At 63.7% G+C, this 18,221-nt stretch carries 14 protein-coding genes and 1 pseudogene; 6 read left to right on the top strand and 9 right to left on the bottom strand.

Annotated features, from left to right (window positions below):
- Positions 1 to 141: 141 nt before the first annotated feature.
- Positions 142 to 1,608 carry an AI-2E family transporter gene (locus HMPREF2559_RS09170; protein ID WP_070540429.1) on the bottom strand — a complete coding sequence of 489 codons (1,467 nt, stop codon included), beginning with the start codon at positions 1,606 to 1,608 and terminating at the stop codon, positions 142 to 144.
- Positions 1,609 to 1,693: 85 nt separating this feature from the next.
- Positions 1,694 to 5,197, bottom strand: a complete 3,504-nt coding sequence (locus HMPREF2559_RS09175) for a bifunctional proline dehydrogenase/L-glutamate gamma-semialdehyde dehydrogenase (protein WP_070540437.1) — start codon at positions 5,195 to 5,197, stop codon at positions 1,694 to 1,696.
- Between the two features lie 665 nt (positions 5,198 to 5,862).
- Here HMPREF2559_RS09175 and dnaK point away from each other — a divergent pair.
- The 4 genes from dnaK (at position 5,863) to HMPREF2559_RS09195 (ending at position 10,210) form a co-directional block, all read left to right on the top strand.
- Positions 5,863 to 7,716 carry a molecular chaperone DnaK gene (gene dnaK, locus HMPREF2559_RS09180; RefSeq protein WP_066488835.1) on the top strand — a complete coding sequence of 618 codons (1,854 nt, stop codon included), beginning with the start codon at positions 5,863 to 5,865 and terminating at the stop codon, positions 7,714 to 7,716.
- Positions 7,716 to 8,435 carry a nucleotide exchange factor GrpE gene (gene grpE, locus HMPREF2559_RS09185; RefSeq protein WP_066511996.1) on the top strand — a complete coding sequence of 240 codons (720 nt, stop codon included), beginning with the start codon at positions 7,716 to 7,718 and terminating at the stop codon, positions 8,433 to 8,435. Before dnaK ends, grpE begins: the two co-directional genes overlap by 1 nt.
- A 152-nt stretch (positions 8,436 to 8,587) precedes the next feature.
- Complete coding sequence (gene dnaJ / locus HMPREF2559_RS09190; RefSeq protein WP_066488847.1) at positions 8,588 to 9,778, top strand: molecular chaperone DnaJ; 1,191 nt, start codon at positions 8,588 to 8,590, stop codon at positions 9,776 to 9,778.
- A gap of 15 nt (positions 9,779 to 9,793) precedes the next feature.
- Positions 9,794 to 10,210: a heat shock protein transcriptional repressor HspR gene (locus HMPREF2559_RS09195; protein ID WP_066488858.1), complete on the top strand. Its 417-nt coding sequence runs from the start codon at positions 9,794 to 9,796 to the stop codon at positions 10,208 to 10,210.
- Positions 10,211 to 10,331: 121 nt separating this feature from the next.
- Here the strand turns inward: HMPREF2559_RS09195 and HMPREF2559_RS09200 are convergent, their stop codons facing one another.
- Complete coding sequence (locus tag HMPREF2559_RS09200; protein WP_070540440.1) at positions 10,332 to 11,273, bottom strand: Abi family protein; 942 nt, start codon at positions 11,271 to 11,273, stop codon at positions 10,332 to 10,334.
- A gap of 696 nt (positions 11,274 to 11,969) precedes the next feature.
- Here HMPREF2559_RS09200 and HMPREF2559_RS09205 point away from each other — a divergent pair.
- Positions 11,970 to 13,490 carry an acetaldehyde dehydrogenase ExaC gene (locus tag HMPREF2559_RS09205; protein ID WP_068801273.1) on the top strand — a complete coding sequence of 507 codons (1,521 nt, stop codon included), beginning with the start codon at positions 11,970 to 11,972 and terminating at the stop codon, positions 13,488 to 13,490.
- On the opposite strand, the gene HMPREF2559_RS09210 is transcribed toward HMPREF2559_RS09205, so the two are convergent.
- Positions 13,487 to 14,596 (bottom strand): alpha/beta hydrolase, encoded by a 1,110-nt coding sequence (locus HMPREF2559_RS09210; protein ID WP_068801272.1) that lies wholly within the window; start codon positions 14,594 to 14,596, stop codon positions 13,487 to 13,489. The genes HMPREF2559_RS09205 and HMPREF2559_RS09210 overlap by 4 nt on opposite strands.
- Entirely contained in the window at positions 14,593 to 14,844 is a 252-nt protein-coding gene (locus tag HMPREF2559_RS12820) for a hypothetical protein (protein ID WP_141628663.1), read from the bottom strand. Before HMPREF2559_RS12820 ends, HMPREF2559_RS09210 begins: the two co-directional genes overlap by 4 nt.
- 92 nt (positions 14,845 to 14,936) lie before the next feature.
- Between HMPREF2559_RS12820 and HMPREF2559_RS09215 the strand changes: the two genes are divergently transcribed.
- Positions 14,937 to 15,740, top strand: coding sequence for a carbon-nitrogen hydrolase family protein (locus HMPREF2559_RS09215; RefSeq protein WP_070540443.1), 804 nt, complete (start codon positions 14,937 to 14,939; stop codon positions 15,738 to 15,740).
- Positions 15,741 to 15,755: 15 nt separating this feature from the next.
- Here the strand turns inward: HMPREF2559_RS09215 and HMPREF2559_RS09220 are convergent, their stop codons facing one another.
- The 4 genes and pseudogenes from HMPREF2559_RS09220 to HMPREF2559_RS09235 form a co-directional block, all read right to left on the bottom strand.
- Positions 15,756 to 16,247, bottom strand: coding sequence for a carboxymuconolactone decarboxylase family protein (locus HMPREF2559_RS09220; RefSeq protein WP_070540446.1), 492 nt, complete (start codon positions 16,245 to 16,247; stop codon positions 15,756 to 15,758).
- Between the two features lie 32 nt (positions 16,248 to 16,279).
- On the bottom strand, positions 16,280 to 17,422 hold the full coding sequence (locus HMPREF2559_RS09225; RefSeq protein WP_070540449.1) for an FAD-binding oxidoreductase: 1,143 nt from the start codon (positions 17,420 to 17,422) through the stop codon (positions 16,280 to 16,282).
- A 13-nt stretch (positions 17,423 to 17,435) separates the two neighbouring features.
- Positions 17,436 to 17,579, bottom strand: a pseudogene (locus HMPREF2559_RS09230) (alkane 1-monooxygenase); the annotation flags it as partial.
- Between the two features lie 84 nt (positions 17,580 to 17,663).
- On the bottom strand, positions 17,664 to 18,044 hold the full coding sequence (locus HMPREF2559_RS09235) for an MmcQ/YjbR family DNA-binding protein (RefSeq protein WP_066488902.1): 381 nt from the start codon (positions 18,042 to 18,044) through the stop codon (positions 17,664 to 17,666).
- Positions 18,045 to 18,221 lie beyond the last annotated feature (177 nt).

The following is an 18,221-nucleotide window of genomic DNA, read 5'->3' on the forward strand; positions in this document are numbered from 1 at the left end:
ATGCCTCCTCAAGAGATTCATGGAGGTCAAACTGCTTTTTGGCGTTCGTGCTGTCTGTGGGCGAGGAATGAATGCGAGCGGCGTAAAACGCTGAAACCTCCCGCGCCGACAAGTGGAGCGGGAGGTTGGGCAGTGGGCTGTTTAGCTGGCGCTCGGCGCCATCGCGAGGTAGAGCTCACGCACCTTGGCGCGCGGGGAGTCGGGCGCGAGGCGCTCGATGTCGCGGGCGGCGTCCATGTCGGGGCTGGAGTCGGTGGCGTTGTCGTCGGCAGCCTGCTCGGAAGCGACGGAATCTTCGGCCTTGGTGGCGTCCTTCTTCTTCGATTTCTTATCGGGCTTGGGCGCGCCGGTGACGATCTCAGCTGAAGCGGGATCGACCTCGCCGGAGCGGATGGAGGTCACGAGCGCGTTGTAGCGGAAGATGACGCCGATGGTCGCGGCGACGGGCACAGCAAGGAACGCGCCGATGATGCCAGCGAGGGCGGAGCCCACCGTCACGGAGAGCAGGATGATGGCCGCATGCAGGCCCATGGCCTTGGACTGCAGCAGCGGCTGGAGGACGTTGCCCTCAATCTGCTGGACGGCGACGACGATAATGAGCGCGATAATCGCGCTGGTGAAGCCCTGCGAAACGAGCGCGATGGCGACGGCGAGGATGCCAGCGGTCACGGCACCGATAACAGGGATGAAGCTGGCGAAGAACGTGACGACGCCGATGACGAAGGCCAGCGGCACGCCCATGATCCATAGGCCGGCGCCAATGAGGACGGCGTCGACGAAGGCGACGGTGGCCTGGGCCTGGATGAAGCCGGAGAGCGTCTTCCAGATGCGGTTGGACAGCTCCGTGATGTGCCAGCCAGTGGAGTGGCCCACGTACTTGCGCAGCCAGGGCAGGAACTTCTCGCCTTCCTTGATGAAGAAGAAGGTGAGGAAGAGCATGATGACGAGGTTGACCACGATGGAGCTCACCGTGGACACGCCAGAGAGCACGCCGCCAGCGATGTTGGAGGCCTGGTTCTTAATGAGGTTCGTGACGTCATCGACCACGGACTGGATCTGTGCCTGGTCGACGTTGAAGGGCAGTTGGTCCGTCATGTCAACGAGTTTGTTAATGCCCTCCTCGGCCTGCGAGAAGAGCTGGCCGCTCTGTTCCTTGACGGTCGGTGCCATGGCGACGAAGATGCCACCGACGATGACGAAGAAGCCCACCAGCGTTGTCGCCGCGGCGAGCGCACCCGGGAAGCGCCACTTCGTACGCATAAAGGCGGTGACGGGGTAGAGCACCGTGGAGACCAGAATTGCGAGGATAACGGGAAGGAGGCCTGCCCACACGAACTTGAGCACGTAGCCGATGAGCGCGATGGCCGCGACGATGACAATGAATCGCCACGAGAACGACGCCATCGACTTGAAGTCGTGGTGGATGACGGCGGTCTTGCGGTCGTGCGCAAGGGCATCGGGCACATCGGCGCCAATGCCTTCGGCGTCGGAAGCGACGAGTGGCTGCGCAATCTTTGCCTGGCTACCCGTGGCTGCCTGCGGCACGGCGGTGCCGTGTGCCTGTGTGGAGGTATTTTCTTGGGATTTGTCAGAACTCACCCGTCCCATATTGCCACAAATGCCCCAACCTCCTGCAGAAAGGGCAGAAAGTTGGGGCAGGACAGCGTGCGTCTATGGCACGCCGCAGGCGCGCTTAACGCGCGATGCCAGCGACCGAGCGGATGATACCGAAGCGGTGCATGGTCACCGAAACTGCCTGCTCCAGGAGGTAGGGCAGGAGCTCCCGGCGGCCATCGGCAAGCACCGGCTGGTCGAGGATGACCGAATTGGACTCCACCGCGGCCGTGCGGGCATCGTCCGCGACGGCGCCGAGGGCACGCACGCGTGCAGACGGCGTGTGGGCCAGCTCGCGGGCGAAGTCCTCGTCCGATTGTGCAGCGACCGTGACGCCCAGCTTGCCGATGCCCCGTTCCGCCAGCTCAGCCGCAATCTCCGGCGTCGCGGAGAAACGCGGCTCCACGTTGCCGAAGTGGACTCCGTCGAACTCGGCTCGGAGGAGGGCGCCGGCGAGGGCATGGCGGACGACGTCACGCAACGCGTAGCCGGAGCCGATGCGGATGCGCAGCGGCTCGAGCACTGGGCGGTAGCGGAAGATATTGGCTTCGGAGACGAGACCTGCGCGGTCGTGTTCGCGGCCGAATTCCTCCTGCCACGCGAGCTGGTCGAGTTCGGCGGCACGCCACAGCCAGGCGATGTCCTCCTCACTGAGGGCATCGGGAAGCTGGGCGAGCAGGGCCTTGACCGGGGCCTGAATGTCGACGTCGTGGACGCGGAGCTCGCCGTCGGACCACGTGCCCATCTGCGGGACGTAGTTGGGGCCGCCGGCCTTGGCACCCGGACCCATGACGGACTTCTTCCAACCGCCGAAGGACTGGCGCTGGACGATGGCGCCGGTAATCCCGCGGTTGACGTAGGCGTTGCCCACCTCGACGTGGTCCATCCAGTACTCGATCTCCTTGTCGTCGAGCGAGTGGATGCCGCCGGTGAGCCCGTAACCAGTGGCGTTCTGCCACGCGATGGCCTGCTCGAGGGTGTCTGCATGCATGATGCCGAGCACTGGACCGAAGCACTCGTTCAGGTGGTACCAGGAACCTGGCTGCACGTTATCGCGAATGCCCGGGGACCACAGGGTGCCCTCCTCGTTGAGCTTTTCTGGCTTGAGCAGCCACGTCTCGCCCGGCTCCAGCTGGGTGAGGCCGCGCAGGAGCTTCTCACCGGGAGCTTCGGCGAGACCGTTCATCGTCGTGGTGATGTCGTGGCCGGGGCCGACCTTAAGGGTCTTGGCGGCATCGATAAGCTGCGTGCGCAGGCGCTGCGAGGTGCCTGCGGCGCCGACGAAGATGACGAGGGAGGCGGCGGAGCACTTCTGACCGGAGTGGCCGAACGCCGAGTTGTAGAGATCCGCGATGGCCAGGTCCGGGTCCGCGGCCGGGGTGATGATGAGCGCATTCTTGCCGGAGGTCTCCGCCATGAGGTTCATCTCCGGGCGCCAGGAGCGGAAAAGCGCGCCGGTGTCCGAGGCGCCGGTGAGGATGACGGCGTCGACGTCCTCGTGGGAGATGAGTGCCTTGCCGGCCTCGCCTTCGTCGGTGAGGACAAGCTGGACCAGGCTGGTATCGAGGCCGTGCTCGCGCAGGCCTTCGTGGATGGCGCTGACCGCGACCTTGGCGCAGTGGACGACCTGCGGCGCCGGCTTGATGATGACGGCCGAGCCCGCTGCGAGCGCGGAGAGTATGCCGCCCACCGGAATGGCCACCGGGAAGTTCCACGGCGGGGTGACGACGGTGACCTGGTTCGGGGTAAAGATCGAGCGGGCATCGTCAAGCAAGCGTGCGGACTGCGCGTAGTAGGTGGCGAAGTCGATGGCCTCGGAGACCTCCGGGTCCGTCTGCGTCACCGTCTTGTTAGCCTCCCACGCGGCGACGGAGATGAAGTCCCCGCGGTGGTCCGCCAGTTTGTCCGCGATGGTGTCGAGGACCTCCGCGCGCTCGTGGCCGGTCTTCGCACCCCACTCGGGCGCCAGCGCCTTGGCCGTCGCGATGGCGGCGACAGCCTGCTGGGGATCGGTGACCTCTTCGATGCCGTGCTCGCCTGGGTTGGTGGTGAGCGCTTCCTGTGCCCACTGGCGGTTGGCATGCAGGGCCGGATCCGTGTCCGGCTCGTTGGTAAAACGGCCGGTGCGTGGGGCCTGGCGTCCTTGTTTGTTCGTCGATTCATCGACGCGATCTTGGGTGCGCTTCGGGCCAGCAAAAGTCTCCCAGCGCTCGGCGACGGCGGTCCGGAAATGCTGCTCCTGATCGGCGAGGGCCTGCTTCTGGTCCGGCGCGAAGAGCGCGTAGAGGAAGTTCTGGGACGCGGAGTTTTCCTCGAGGCGGCGCACGAGGTAGGACACGGCGACGTCGAAGTCCTCGGCGTGGACGACCGGGGTGTAGAGAATCTGGCGGCCCTCGAAGCGGGTGCGGACCGCTTCTTGCTGTGCCGGGGACATGCCTTGGAGCATCTCCGAGTCGAGCATGCGCAGCACGCCGCGCTTGGTGGCGAGCTCGTAGGCCATGCCCGCGGTGAACAGGTTGTGCGTGGCGATGCCGATGCGCACGGCGTCCGCGAACTGCGGGCGCACGATGTAGTCAAGCAGGCGGTAGTAGTTCGCGTCGACCTGCGCCTTGTCCTCGTAGGTGGCGACCTTCCAACCGTGGATCTCGCTCTGGACGTGCTCCATGGAGAGGTTCGCGCCCTTGACGATGCGGATCTTGATGGGCGCTCCGCCCTTGGCGACGCGCTCAACACCGAACTCCGCGAGCTCCTCCAGGGCCTCGAACGTATCCGGCAGGTAGGCCTGGAGCACGATGCCGGCCTCGAGGTTGTGGAACTCCGGCTCGCTGAGCAGCTCCTTGAAGAGGCGAATGGTGAGGTGGAGGTCGTGGTATTCCTCCATGTCCAGGTTGATAAAGACGTGCGGGCTGCGTGCCACCGCGGCTTCGTAGAGCGGACGCAGACGCTCCTTCAAGCGCTCAACCGAGCCATCGATATCCCAAGGATTGAGCTGCGCCACCATCGAAGACGCCTTGACGGAGACGTACGTGACCTTGGGGTTTTGGATGAGTGCCAGGGTGCGCGCTGCGCGCGAGCGGGCCTCGTCCTCGCCGAGGACGGCTTCGCCGAGTAAGTTGAGGTTCAAGTGCTCGCCGGACGCCGCGGCCTTGTCGAGCATCTTGTCCAGCGCGTCCGACTCCGCGTCGAGGACCAGGTGGCCCACCATCTGACGCATGCGCAGGCGCGCGAGCGGCATGACGAGGCTCGGGAGGATCGGACCGAAGAAGCCACCCAGGCCCACGAGCGTGCCGTTGATAAGACCCAGGAAGCGCGCGTCATAGCGGCTAGTGACGTCCTTGAGGGCGTCGGCGGCCACGGCGTTGTCCTCCGGGCGCATGACGCGGTCGACGAAGTCCATGGTGAAGTTCACGCCATCGGAATCCCGCAGCAGGCTGGCGAGCTGCTCGGTTCCCTTGTCTTGCTCGTCCGCGCTGGCGTTGAGGAATTCGTGGGCGCGGGTGACGGCGGCCTCGACGACGGCGTCGACATCATCGGATTCCGGCAGGCGGGTGTAGGCAGGGGAAGAAGAATTCTGGCTGGTCATAGTGACAGTACCTCTCAGTCATGCTCACCGTGGCCGAACCCTCGAAAGCACGACACACGGTGCTCAGACACGTCCCTGCCTCTGGCTCGCGGCTGGTGTGCCGTGGCCCGGGGCGAGTCGGGTCCGAAGAAGAAAATATGTGGTGGTGCACTTGAGGGGGCCTCACGGGTGCGTGCGCCCTTGTAGGTACGAGGTGCCGGGGCCTGAAGCCGGGCTTTAACCGGGTCCTTATGCCTGGGGTTTCAACGTGGGCTTTATGCCGGGCACCGCGCGAGCTGTCATGTGACGCTCCTCTAACCTGGGTGCGTTCCGTGATCTATCTCGCTTGATGGGAAAAAATAGCGGGCGCTGTGAGCCCAGTCAACCCATTCCTGCGCGCGGGGGTAACCGGGGTATGGTGGCTCCGCCACAAATCTTTCTTCCGTCTACCTGCGGTTTCGAAGAAATTTTAAAGAAAGTTGAGTCATATGGGAACAACTTTGGAAGTCATGCCGTTGTGTAGGTTGAGTGACGGGCGCTCAAGGTTCTACCTTCGAGTCGCGGACTTCTGTTAGAGTGGCGCAAGGACTCCAGCGAAGTTGAGTCACGCCGGGTCAACCCTTAAGGCTTAAGGGGCAGCCCGAAACGATGAATACACAACAAACCTGTAGAAGGAGAACATCATTATGGGACGCGCAGTAGGTATTGACCTCGGCACCACGAACTCGGTCGTTTCCGTTCTGGAAGGCGGCGAGCCGACTGTTATCGCTAACTCTGAAGGTGCTCGCACCACCCCGTCCGTCGTCGCATTCGCGAAGAACGGCGGCGAAATCCTCGTTGGCCAGTCTGCCAAGAACCAGGCTGTGACCAACGTTGACCGCACCATCCGCTCCGTCAAGCGCCACATCGGCACCGACTGGACTGTGGATATCGACGGCAAGAAGTACACCCCGCAGGAGATTTCCGCTCGTACGCTCATGAAGTTGAAGCGCGACGCGGAGGCGTACCTCGGTGAGGACGTCACGGACGCCGTCATTACCGTCCCGGCGTACTTCGAGGACTCCCAGCGCCAGGCCACCAAGGAAGCCGGCCAGATTGCGGGCCTCAACGTCCTGCGTATCGTCAACGAGCCGACCGCCGCTGCTCTGGCCTACGGCCTGGAGAAGGGCGAGCAGGAGCAGACCATTCTGGTCTTCGACCTTGGTGGCGGTACCTTCGACGTCTCCCTGCTGGAGATTGGTGACGGCGTTGTTGAGGTTATGGCTACCGCCGGTGACAACCAGCTCGGTGGTGACGACTGGGATCAGCGCATCGTCGACTGGCTGGTGGAGAAATTCAAGAACGCCAACGGCATTGACCTGACCAAGGACAAGATGGCCCTGCAGCGTCTGCGCGAGGCCGCGGAGAAGGCCAAGATTGAGCTGTCTTCCTCCCAGTCCGCCACCATCAACCTGCCGTACATCACGGTCGACTCGGACAAGAACCCGCTCTTCCTCGACGAGACCCTGTCCCGCACCGAGTTCCAGAAGATCACCCAGGACCTGCTCGACCGCACTAAGGCGCCGTTCAACCAGGTCATCAAGGACGCTGGCCTGTCCCTGTCGGACATCAACCACGTCGTCCTCGTGGGTGGTTCCACCCGTATGCCGGCCGTCTCTGAGCTGGTCAAGGAGATGACTGGCCGCGAGCCGAACAAGGGCGTGAACCCGGACGAGGTCGTTGCCGTCGGCGCTGCCCTGCAGGCTGGCGTTCTGCGCGGCGAGGTCAAGGACGTGCTGCTCCTCGACGTCACCCCGCTGTCCCTCGGTATCGAGACCAAGGGTGGCGTGATGACCAAGCTCATCGAGCGCAACACCACCATCCCGACTAAGAAGTCCGAGACCTTCACCACGGCTGAGGACAACCAGCCGTCGGTCCAGATCCAGGTCTTCCAGGGCGAGCGCGAGATGGCTTCGGCCAACAAGCTGCTGGGCTCCTTCGAGCTGGGCGGCATCGCCCCGGCCCCGCGCGGTGTGCCGCAGATTGAGGTCACCTTCGACATCGACGCCAACGGCATCGTCTCCGTGTCCGCGAAGGACAAGGGCACTGGCAAGGAAAACACCATCAAGATCCAGGATGGTTCCGGCCTCTCCCAGGAGGAGATCGACCGCATGATTAAGGATGCCGAGCAGCACGCTGAGGAGGACAAGAAGCGCCGCGAGGAGCAGGAGGTCCGCAACCAGGCTGAGGGTGCTTCCTACCAGACTCGCAAGTTCCTTGACGAGAACGCAGACAAGGTTTCTGAGGACGTCAAGACCAAGGTCACCGAGGCTGCCGACGCCGTCGACGAGGCCCTCAAGGGCGAGGACATCGAGGCCATCAAGTCCGCCGTGGAGAAGCTCAACACCGAGTCCCAGGAGATGGGTAAGCAGATCTACGAGGCTCAGGCTGCCGAGGCCGCCGCTGCCGACGCTGGCGCGTCGGCAGGAGCTGACGAAGACCCCAACGTCGTCGACGCTGAGGTTGTCGACGAGGACACCGAAGGTAAGGACAACAAGTAATGGCTGACCACAACGGAATGCCGGACAACCCCGGCGACCCGGAGCACACCGACCCCGAGGCTACCTCGGCCGACCGCGCCGAGTCCGCTGCCGAGGAGGCTCGCGCCGCCCAGGCTAGCGGTTCCGCTGAGGAGCTTGACCCCACGCTCGAGTCCGACCTCGAAGAGGCCCTCGCCGACGTCGAGGCTGACCTCGACGCCACCGAGGACGGCGCAGAGGCTGAGGCCGCGGCTGCCGATGCCGCCTCCGACGCCGAGGCTTCTGCTGAGCCGACGGTCGAGGAGCAGCTCGCCGAGCGCACCGAGGACCTGCAGCGTCTCAACGCGGAGTACACCAACTACCGCCGCCGCACGGAGCGCGAGCGCTCCCAGGTCATTGAGACCGCTAAGGCGCAGGTGCTGGGGCAGTTCCTGCCCATCCTCGATGACCTTGCGCTGGCTCGCCAGCACGGCGACTTGGAGGATGGCCCGCTCAAGTCCATCTCAGACAAGCTCGTGGGCGTGCTCACCGCTCAGAAGGTGGAAGCTTTCGGCGTGGAGGGCGACGCATTCGACCCGGAGATTCACGAGGCAGTCCAGGATCTCTCCTCCGGTTCCGAGCAGGTCATCGGGACCGTCCTGCGCCAGGGCTACCGGGTGGGCGAGAAGCTCATCCGCACCGCCATGGTGATTATCGCGGACCCGGCCGAGTCGGCTGAGTCAGCGACTGACGCGGAGTAGAACGCTGGGGCGCCGGGGCCACACCAATGGTTATCCGGCGCCCGCGGTGTATCCGCACCTTTTAGATTTTTAGTTAGAGCTTTAGAACACACGTTGACAATGACACCACGCCGGTGTGAGCCGGCGACCAACACGAAAGGAGGAGATGCCCAGTGAGCGTGAAACCTGAATGGGCAGAGAAAGATTATTACGCGGATCTGGGGGTCTCCTCATCCGCAACCCCGGAGGAGATCAAGCGCGCCTACCGCAAGCTGGCCCGCGAGAACCACCCGGACGCTAATCCCGATAATCCGGAGGCGCTCGAACGCTTCAAGGCCGTCGCCGAGGCCCACGAGGTCCTCGCTGATGCCGCGACCCGCAAGGAATACGACGACTTCAAGGCTATGGTCGCACGCGGCGGCGGCTTTGGGACGGGAGGCGCCGGCTTTCCCGGCGGGTTTCGCACGGCGCCGGGGCAAGGCTTCGAAGCGGACTTCGACCTCTCGGACATCTTCGGACACGCTGGAGGAGCGCCTCGCGGCGGTGGTCTTGGGGATATCTTCGGTGGCGTTTTCAACCGCGGCGGTGGTGCTGGCCGAACAGCTCGCCCGTCGCGGGGGGCGGACGTCGAAACGCACGTCACCCTTGAATTCCGAGAAGCGGCGAAAGGGACGACGCTTCCGCTCCAACTAACGGGCGACGCGCCGTGTACCACGTGCCATGGCTCTGGCTCCCGCTCCGGCAAGAAGCAGAAGTGCTCACGCTGTGACGGCACCGGGTTTACCTCGGAGCAGCGCGGCACCTTCGGGTTTTCCCAGCCGTGCACCGACTGCGGCGGCACCGGCCAGAAGATCACGGATCCTTGCCCGGACTGCAACGGCAGCGGAACGGTGCGCCGCACCCGCTCGATCACCGTGCGCATCCCCGCCGGCGTCATCGACGGTCAAAAGGTGCGCCTAGCCGGCCAAGGCGAGGCAGGCCCCAACGGCACTCCCGCGGGCGACCTCTTTGTGAGCGTGTCCGTGAAGCCGGACAAGGTCTTCACTCGTGACGGCGACGACCTGCACATCACGGTCCCCGTGTCCTTTGCGGAGCTGGCCCTCGGTGACACCATCACGGTGCCCACGCTCGACCAGCCGGTGCGCGTGAAGATTGCCGCCGGTACTCCGGATGGCCGCACGCTGCGCGTGCGTGGCCGTGGCATCACGCGCCGTTCCGGTACACCGGGTGACCTCATGGTGACGGTCCAGGTCAAGGTCCCTTCGACGCTCGATGCCGCAGCCACCTCGGCTCTGCGCACCTACGCACAGGCTGAGCGCGACTCCGGCTTTAACCCGCGCGCCGACTGGGCGGGCAACAAGTAAGGCGGGTGAGCAGTGATGGCTAATTCCACCGACGGTCCGCGCGAGGCACCGAAGAAGATGTACGTTATCTCCGTCGCTGCGGAGCTTTCCGGAATGCATGCGCAGACCCTGCGCACGTACGACCGGATGGGTCTGGTGTCCCCGGCCCGCACGCGCGGCGGCGGACGCCGCTACTCTGACCGAGACATCGAGCTGCTGCGCCACATCCAGGAGCTGTCCCAGGAGCAAGGCGTCAACCTCGCCGGCATTAAGTCGATTATCGAGCTCACCGAGGAACGCGACCAGCTTCTCGCCGAGCGCGACGCGCTTCTTGAGGAAGTCCGCGAGCTGCGTGCCCGCTCCTCGTCTGCGTCGACGGGCCGCGAGCTCGTCCACGTTCCGCGGTCGACCTCCGTGGTCATGTGGACCCCGCGCCGCAAGCGCGGCCGCTAGTGTCGCACGCCAGCTCGCTGCACCCGAGGGTTCTCCCTGTTGGCTCAACAGGAGGGCACTCGGGTGCTTGTGGTTTCATCGTCTATTTTGAGTGGGATGTCGTAGGCGGGCCGGTGTGGTGCTAGTGGTCTGTGGTGAGTAGTTGCGTCGACATTTCTCCGTAGCGGGCTGGGGTTGCGATGCCTGCGGCAAGAAGGGGATGCGTGGCAAGGATTGGCTCGACGCGGTTGGCGAGCCAATCATGCTGGAGACCGGTCTTGGTGGCGACCTGGTCAAGCGCTACGAAGATCTTGTAGATCGAGTGATCACTGAACTGACGGTGGTTTCGTTTGACTCGTCGTACGATGTTAGGCAGGAGTCCTGGACGGTCGAGGACCGCATGGTTCCACAGCTTCGCACAGTGGGCGTTGCGGTTGCGCAAGTAGACGAATGACCGGACTTGGCTTGGCAGCGTAGTTGGAGAAACGTTCATCGACGCTGCCATGTCGTGCAGCACTCCCGACTTGCTTGAAGCTTCAATAAGCCTGGATAGACTGCCAAACGAGAAGGCCTCAACCGCTACCCAGATGGGCATGCGCGCATAGGCATCGATGCTGTAAGCGTTGCCCGTTTTGAGCTCATCACGGTAGTGAGACACAAAGGTCTCTTTGCTGCGATCTAGATTCGCCAGCGCATGTTCTTCGACACGTTCGTCATTAGGACCGGGCGATTGCGTGAACCCGTCGCCACGGGCGAACGTTCCGATCGCTCCGACACGCTGTGCGTAATAGTAGGCGAACCGGGTTCTCAGAAGAACCTCGATCGGGTGGAGAACTTCGTCGCATACTGCAACCAAGTCTTGCTCGGCTTCGTAGAGCCTCTGAATATCTTCAAAGGAGGAACCGTCGAGGAAGCGATTGTTGCCTGTCATTGGGTCAACTTGCCAATAACGGAAATATCCCGAAAGACGGTAGTAGTTTACACGAGATAGGAATTTGGCTGCTGATGCGGTGTCGGCGACGTTCAAACCGCGTTCTTGAAGCAGTGTGATTTGTTCGTCGTAACTGAGCCAGTGTTTGACCATGAGCTTCCTAGAAGGTGAAAGGCCCCGGTCATTTGTGCATTGTCCCTTGCGGGATTAGAGGCCTGACCGGGGATCTATCGTTTCCTACGGTAAGTCAACCGTGGTTGTTTTGTCAACCTTACGTGTTGAAGTCGGTGTCTCCACATGAGAGTTCCGGCCCACTTTTAACAGGGGTTGAGTCGAGCTGAATGGTTGCCCCCAAATCTGGGCAGTCTCATACTGGTCTCCAGCGGCAGGAATCGTGTCAAGGCCGACACAACGATCCTCCAGGTGGCTCGTCCGGATTCGCAGGTGCTCAAGGGGAGTGGGCACTTCGACGGGTCGCGAACTCGTCCACGTTCCGCGGTCGACCTCTGTGGTCATGTGGACCCCGCGCCGCAAGCGCAGCCACTAGCGCAGTACGCCACGTCAGCACACTCGAGCGCCCTTTCTGTTGAGCCAACAGGAGGGGCGCTCGGGTGTTTTTGATTCCTGCCAGCCGATTGGAATACCCCCGTTGAGTTGGGGTTGGATGTCGTGTGAACAGCGTGAATATTCATGGGTGGGGGATCCTTGCAAAGTTTCGCAAAGTAGTAGTGCCGGAGTTGTGGCGGTAGTTAAGTCATTTCAGTTACTGTTGGGTAACTCAATCCGATATGGCGTAGCTCACTACAGAAAAGAATTGTGGCGACGCCTCCGCTTCGAAAGGACACCACCATGACCCGCTACGCAGATCCCGGCACTGAAGGCTCCATCGTCACCTACCGCGACCGCTACGACAACTACATCGGTGGCGAGTGGGTTGCCCCGGCCGACGGTGAGTACATGGACAACATCACGCCGATCACCGGTGAGGTCTTCTGCCAGGTTGCGCGTGGCAAGGAAGCAGACATCAACCTCGCCATCGATGCGGCAGAGAAGGCCTTTGAGACCTGGGGCCACACCTCGCCCGCCGAGCGCGCCAACATCCTGCTCAAGATCGCGGATCGGATCGAGGAGAACCTCGAGAAGATTGCCGTCGCGGAGACATGGGACAACGGCAAAGCCGTGCGCGAGACGCTCGCCGCAGATATCCCGCTCATGGTCGACCACTTCCGTTACTTTGCGAGCGCCCTGCGCTCCCAGGAAGGCCGCCTGTCGCAGATCGACAAGGACACCGTCGCTTACCACTTCTACGAGCCGCTCGGCGTCGTGGGCCAGATCATCCCGTGGAACTTCCCGCTCCTCATGGCGGCATGGAAGCTGGCGCCGGCGCTCGCCGCAGGCAACACGGTCGTCCTGAAGCCGGCCGAGCAGACCCCGGCCTCCGTCCTCTTCGTCATGGAGCTCATCGGCGACCTGCTCCCTGCGGGCGTCGTCAACATCGTCAACGGCATCGGCGAGGAAGCCGGTGTGGCGCTGTCCACCTCGGACCGCATCACAAAGATCGCCTTCACAGGCTCGACCCCGGTGGGCAAGATCATCAACAAGGCTGCTGCCGACAAGCTCATTCCGGTCACCCTTGAGCTGGGCGGCAAGTCCCCGTCCATCTTCTTCCCGGACATCATGGACGAGGATGACACCTACCTCGAGAAGTGCGTCGAAGGCTTCGTGATGTTCGCCCTCAATCAGGGCGAGGTCTGCACCTGCCCGTCGCGCGCGCTCGTCCACGAGTCCATCGCGGACAAGTTCATCGAGCGTGCCATCGAGCGCGTGAAGAAGATCAAGATTGGCCACCCGCTCGACACAGCGACCATGATGGGTGCCCAGGCGTCCCAGGAGCAGATGGACAAGATCACCGAGTACCTGGAGATCGGCCCGAAGGAGGGCGCGGAGGTCCTCACCGGTGGCCACGTGAATAAGGTGGAAGGCCTGGACAACGGCTTTTACATCGAGCCGACCGTCTTCAAGGGCACGAACGACATGCGCATCTTCCGTGAGGAGATCTTCGGTCCGGTCCTCTCCGTCGCGACCTTCAAGGACTACGACGAGGCCATCCAGATTGCGAATGACACGAACTTCGGTCTGGGCGCTGGTGTGTGGTCACGCAATGCAAACATCTGCTACCGCGCTGGTCGCGACATTCAGGCAGGCCGCGTGTGGGTGAACCAGTACCACGTCTACCCGGCGCACTCCGCGTTCGGCGGCTACAAGGAGTCTGGTATCGGCCGCGAGAACCACCTCATGATGCTCGCTCACTACCAGGAGACCAAGAACCTTCTGGTCTCCTACAGCGAGCAGCCAGCGGGCCTGTTCTAGTAGCGCCGAGCGATAGCTCCCACGCCCTCAAAGAAGGCCGGGTCTGACCAATAGCTGGAATGGTCACCCGGCCTTCCCTGCGTTCCGGGCACGGGGTCGGCTCCAAACCACGGCGTGCTGGGATCGGTCCCGTGGACGCCGCCCACGGGACCCGTGGAATAGCGGATCGGATCGTCCGCATTCGTCACGGACCACACGCGTCCCGGAAGTTCGTCGGCGCGATGGACGCCGGCACCGGGGCTACCCACGAAGACGAGATCGTCGGCGCGCATGCCGTCGCGTGCGGCGTAGCCGGCGACCGTCGAGCCATACGAATAGCCGACCACGATATGGTGCGCGCGTGGGAAGCGGCGACGCAGCGCGCGGTGAAAACGGGTGAGCGCGCGGGCCCCCTTCTCCGCGGGAGCGCGCCGGGCGGCCAGTGGTACTCGCGGCGGCGCGTCGTATCCCACCCACGCGACGGCCGGGCTTCCCGTCGCGGTGGCGAGCGCTCGGGCATTGTCGATGTGAGACTGCCAGCTCGCCGGATTCGAGGACCCGGTGCCGGGGATATACGTGGTGATGGACGACGGTTGCGTGCGGGCGGAGGTCGGATCCACGAGGGCGGCGAACCTGCCCTCGGAGGCCTCGAGGATGAGCAGATCGGGGTTGGCTTCGGCCAAAGCTATGACGTGTGCTGGGGCGCTGGATAGATGAATCTCATGAATTCCCTCGAGTGAGAGGCCCTCGAAGTCCTCGAGACGTTGGGGTGGCTCGGCTGTGGTGTCCGAGCAGAGCGCCGCGATCTCACGGGCGCACATCCAGTCGAGCGCCTCGCCGATGCCCGCGAGCCCGGGGGCGAGGCCATCGGCAAGCGGTTCGAGGAGGTCTTCTAGTGGGGAGTAGCTGCGGAGGACTCCCGCCACGGCGGCCATTTCGGCGCGTGGTTGCTCGAGGGACGCGCGGGCGAGCTCGACGTTGTGGCGTGCGCTTTCAGGCGCGGGGCCAGCTGTTGCCAAAAATAGGGCATCCGCATGATGGCGCCACTCCACTGTGTATCCGTGCAGGTGAGAGGAGGTGGAGTCGAGTTGGGTGGCGGCGGTGGCCAAGGAACGCGCGGGGCTCATGGGAGGTCTCCTAAGCGCGCGGCGAGTGCTTCGTCGCCGACTCGAATATCAGTAAGTAGGCGTTCGAGGGCGTCGAGGTGTGCCCCGCGAGCAGTCTCAGCCTGGCTAATCGCTGACGACCAGCGAGCGGCGACGGTGGCTAAGGCGCGGGAGGTGTGCGGGCCTCCCGTGGTAGGAAAGTGCGGCGTGAAGTGGTGGCTGCGCAGAGTGGACAGGTGCTGTGGTGCGTTATCAGTGAAGTAGATCATGCCTTCACAACTACGGGGTGCGCCGCCATCTGGCAAGGGCGAAAGAAGAAATCTGTGGATAACTCACCGGCTGCCCATTACATTGGGCAACCATGAAGGTCGCAGCTGTGCAATTTACGTCCACTGGAGATACGAACGGCAACCTGGAGCGCGCCACGGAGCTTATCCGGCGCGCTGCCGGTGAGGGCGCGCGGCTTATCGTGCTGCCGGAAGCGACGGCGCAGAGCTTCGACTCTGGGCGTCTCGACACCCAGGCGTCCGACTTTGATGGCCCCTTCGCCATGGGGCTGCGCGAGGTGGCTGAGGAGTTGGAGGTCACGGTCATTGCGGGCATGTTCCGGCCTGCCGATGCCGTCGAGCGTGACGGGAAGACTATCAATCGCGTCTCGAATACCGCGCTCATCACTGGCCCTGGGATCCATCGCGGCTACGACAAGATTCACACGTATGACGCTTTTGATTACAAGGAATCAGATACCGTGCGACCGGGCACGGACCTGGTCACTTTTGACCTTGACGGCGTGACGGTGGGTGTGGCGACGTGTTATGACGTGCGCTTCCCCGAGCAGTTCCGAGACTTGGCGCGCGCGGGTGCGCAGGTCATCGCCGTGCCGTTTAGCTGGGCTGACGGTCCGGGCAAGCGCGAGCAATGGCGCCTGCTCTCGGCGGCGCGTGCGCTGGATTCCACGAGCTACATCGTGGCGGCGGGTCAGTCGCGCCCGGGCGGCGAAGCTGCGGCGGGCGAGGCCTCGGGGCCGACGGGGCTGGGGCACAGCGTTGTGGTGGGCCCCACCGGCGCGCGGCTTGAGGAGGCCGGCTACGAGGACGAGATCCTCTATGCCGACCTCGACATGGCAGAGGTGGAGAAGGCGCGTAAGGCGCTGCCTATTCTCTAGAGCTGTTACCGCTGCTTAGGGCTGGCCCACCACGGTGTGGGAGAACAGGTGAATGCGGTTGAAGACGTTCATGTTGATGCAGCCCATGAGAAATACCGTGAGGACGTCATCGCCGAGCTGCGCGCGGAGGCGGTCATAGTCCTCGTCGGGAAGAGCGCCGTGTTCGACGCTCGTGACGGCCTCGGCGATGTCGAGTCCGGCGCGCTCGAGGTCGGTGTACACGCCAGCGGCTTCGCGCCAGCCGGGAGCGAGGGCGAACTTGCGGGTGATGTCTTCGGCAGATTCTCCAGCCTCGGTGTAGAACTTCGTGGCGAGCCGCGAGTGGACGTCCGTGCAGTACGCGCAGCGGTTGACCTGGGAGACGCGGACGAAGGCGAGCTCGAGGACGGCGCGGGGGATGCCGAGCTCGGTGGCACGGGCGATGATGGTGTCCGTGACGGCGTATTGCGCGCGGGAGGTCTCCGGCATGGCGGAACGCAGCTGGATACGTGAATTATTTTCAGTCATAAATCCAGTGTAAATTCGCGCGGTGCGCCAGGCTAGAAACTGTGACTCGTTCGTCCCCAGGGGTGTTCCTCGACGGCGGTGATGCCGGCGGCGCGCAGCTTCGCGGCGGCGTCCGTGACGCGGACCTCGGGACCCACGAGAATGAAGCGGGAGCCGTGGGCGTCCTCGCGTGAGAGCATGGTCATGACAGGATCATTGGTGGGTTCGCAGTAGACGTCAGGCTCGGGCGCGCCCAGGAGGAGTGGGTCCTCCGCGGCGTCGACGAGGAGATGGACGCGCATGTCCGGGTTGAGTGCGGCCAGGTTGTCGAGCACCGTCGTGTCGTAGTGATGTCCGGGGCTCGGCGCCACCGAGTAGAGCGAGCACTCGATGTCGGCGGGGGTCTCGATCGCGGCCTCGACCTGGGCGAGGAGCCAGGTACGCACGGCCGCCCAGCCGGTGCCGAAGCAGAGGAATACGGGGTACTCGCCGTCGCCCAGCGTGTGCGCGAACTCGCCGCGCGGCGCGCCGAGGGTCCACGTGTCGCCCACCTGGGCGCGCGCAAGAGTGCGCGAGGCATCCCCCACACCGCGCACGTGGAATTCGAGCTGGCCTGTGGAGGTCGAGGGTGCGGCCGGGGTGAGGTGACGCCAGGTGCCGGGTAAAAACTTGGAGGTCACCGGGAAATACTGACCGGGCGCAAAGTCAATGGGCATGGCGGTCTCGAGGCGCACGAGGGCGAGCTCGCGGTTGGGTCGGACGACGTCGACGACCTGTGCCTGGTGTGCCGGCGGGGTGCCTGCGAGGTCAGCCTCCTCGGCGGCGCCGGAGAGCAGGGCGGCGAGCTCGGTGAAGGCGCGCTGGGCGGCGCGGGAGGCGGCATCGGAAAGCTCAAAGGGCTTAAGGCCCGCCATGAGGGACTGGGAGAACGCGGCGAAGGCCGCGGGAGGGAAGCCGTGGCGGCGGTGGTCGCGGCCGAGGAAAGCAATGCGCTCGCGCGCTTGCGCGTTGGGCACGCCGTCCTCCGAGCAGTGCTGAAGATACCACGCGAGGGCCGGAGCCATGTCCACGTGGGTCTCGGCCATGCGAAAACCAAAAATCTGGCGGGCCTCGAGAATCCTGGTGTAGAAATCCTCGTGCACGCGGTCACGAAATGCCGAGGGATTTTCTAGGATGAGGTCCGCCAGATGCTGCATATCTAGCAGTGTATTAGTCGATCGGGTAACCCGTCACCGGGCCCTCCGTATTCGGCTTCCAGCCCAGGGCCGGCGCGACGTGCGTGGCGAAGTTCTCGAGGATCTTCACGTTGACGTCGACGCCCATGTCGGTGGGCACGGTGATGAGCAGGGTATCGGTACGTGCATAAGGTTAGTTAGGGTACAAAAGCGTATGAGGTGTGTTTATGCAGCGCAGTAGTGATAATGTCGCAGCCTTTGCCTACCCCCGGCGGCCAAAGGTCTCTGGGTCGATGGGGCGCAGGCGGCGGGGGAGCTTGGCCACGACGAGGCGGTAGGACTCGGTGACCAGCTCACGGATAACCTCCGGTGGCAGGCCATCCACGAGGGTGATCCAGTGCTTCTTATTCATGTGATAGCCGGGCGTGATGAGGGGGAACTCGAGGCGCAGGCTCTCGCCGATGAGAGGATCGGACTTCACGATGGCCATGGGCTTTCCGGCTTCCTCGGTGAGCAGCGCGAAGACTTTTCCTTGGATCTTCCACACGTCCCACGCGGGGCCGAAAGGGTGGGTGAGTTGTGTGCCGGGCAGCTCGAGTGCCGCGGACCGGGCGTGGCTGAATACGGGGGCTACATCGCTCATGGTTGTAGGGTACTACCCCAGGTAGGGGTAAAGTTGCGTGATCCACACTCAAGGGCGAGCAGGAAAAACTTTTAAGAATTTTCAACTTGAGTGGAACAAACTCAACTTTGGGTGCGTTATGGACAGTGAAGCCCCTAGAGTGGGGTGGCACAACGGCCGGGAACGGCAGATATATCA

The sequence above is a fragment of the Corynebacterium sp. HMSC072G08 genome (assembly GCF_001809185.1).
Taxonomy (GTDB): domain Bacteria; phylum Actinomycetota; class Actinomycetes; order Mycobacteriales; family Mycobacteriaceae; genus Corynebacterium; species Corynebacterium phoceense.

Coding starts and splice junctions, on each gene's coding strand:
- HMPREF2559_RS09170 (WP_070540429.1), bottom strand. CDS start 1,608: ATGGGACGGGTGAGTTCTGACAAATCCCAAGAAAATACCTCCACACAG.
- HMPREF2559_RS09175 (WP_070540437.1), bottom strand. CDS start 5,197: ATGACCAGCCAGAATTCTTCTTCCCCTGCCTACACCCGCCTGCCGGAA.
- dnaK (WP_066488835.1), top strand. CDS start 5,863: ATGGGACGCGCAGTAGGTATTGACCTCGGCACCACGAACTCGGTCGTT.
- grpE (WP_066511996.1), top strand. CDS start 7,716: ATGGCTGACCACAACGGAATGCCGGACAACCCCGGCGACCCGGAGCAC.
- HMPREF2559_RS09195 (WP_066488858.1), top strand. CDS start 9,794: ATGGCTAATTCCACCGACGGTCCGCGCGAGGCACCGAAGAAGATGTAC.
- HMPREF2559_RS09200 (WP_070540440.1), bottom strand. CDS start 11,273: ATGGTCAAACACTGGCTCAGTTACGACGAACAAATCACACTGCTTCAA.
- HMPREF2559_RS09205 (WP_068801273.1), top strand. CDS start 11,970: ATGACCCGCTACGCAGATCCCGGCACTGAAGGCTCCATCGTCACCTAC.
- HMPREF2559_RS09210 (WP_068801272.1), bottom strand. CDS start 14,596: ATGAGCCCCGCGCGTTCCTTGGCCACCGCCGCCACCCAACTCGACTCC.
- HMPREF2559_RS12820 (WP_141628663.1), bottom strand. CDS start 14,844: ATGATCTACTTCACTGATAACGCACCACAGCACCTGTCCACTCTGCGC.
- HMPREF2559_RS09215 (WP_070540443.1), top strand. CDS start 14,937: ATGAAGGTCGCAGCTGTGCAATTTACGTCCACTGGAGATACGAACGGC.
- HMPREF2559_RS09220 (WP_070540446.1), bottom strand. CDS start 16,247: ATGACTGAAAATAATTCACGTATCCAGCTGCGTTCCGCCATGCCGGAG.
- HMPREF2559_RS09225 (WP_070540449.1), bottom strand. CDS start 17,422: ATGCAGCATCTGGCGGACCTCATCCTAGAAAATCCCTCGGCATTTCGT.
- HMPREF2559_RS09235 (WP_066488902.1), bottom strand. CDS start 18,044: ATGAGCGATGTAGCCCCCGTATTCAGCCACGCCCGGTCCGCGGCACTC.